General features: G+C 43.6%; 1 protein-coding gene. It reads left to right on the forward strand.

Translation table 11 applies throughout. From position 1 onward, the window contains the following. Positions 1–42 precede the first annotated feature (42 nt). The coding region (locus EI164_RS16625; RefSeq protein ID WP_192521059.1) for an IS982-like element ISPsma1 family transposase at positions 43–659 on the forward strand (617 nt) is incomplete at its 3' end.

Genomic DNA, 659 nt, shown 5'->3' on the forward strand with positions numbered 1-659 from the left:
CTAATCTATTGTTTTCGACCAAGAATACAATGGAGTTGTGAGATGCCCATAGACGAATTTATCATCAATATCTATTTAATGGTAGAGCAATATTACAAAATAGTCGTCACCAAACCCTTGCGAAGTGCAGGTTACGCGCCAAAGTTGAGTGATCCTGAGATCATTTGCATGGAGATGGTCGGTGAATTTTTACACCTTGATCAAGACAAACAGATTTGGCAATACTTTACCCAGCATTGGCAAGACTGGTTTCCAGCCATCGGCTCATACCCTAACTTCGCAAAGCACTGCGCCAATCTGTGGCAAGTCAAACAGCAGATACAAGATAAAGTCAGTCAAATTGAAGGCCGTGACAACATTCATTTTATGGATGGCTTTCCGATACCCGTCTGTCATTATGGACGCGCTTATCGGCATAAAAACTATCAAGACTTAGCAGCTTTTAGTTACTGCGCCGCTAAGCAAGAGAGGTACTATGGCTTTGAGGGACATTTGCTTGTTAATTTATCTGGCATGATTAAAGGCTTTACCGTTGCCCCTGCCAATGTTGATGAAAGAGCGGTTGCGCCTGATATTACTGACCATATCCATGGTTTGCTCGGCGCTGATAAAGGGTATATCAGCCCGAGTCTGACATCGTACTACGACGCTCAAGGAGT

The sequence above is a fragment of the Psychrobacter sp. FME13 genome (assembly GCF_014861395.1).
Lineage (GTDB): Bacteria > Pseudomonadota > Gammaproteobacteria > Pseudomonadales > Moraxellaceae > Psychrobacter.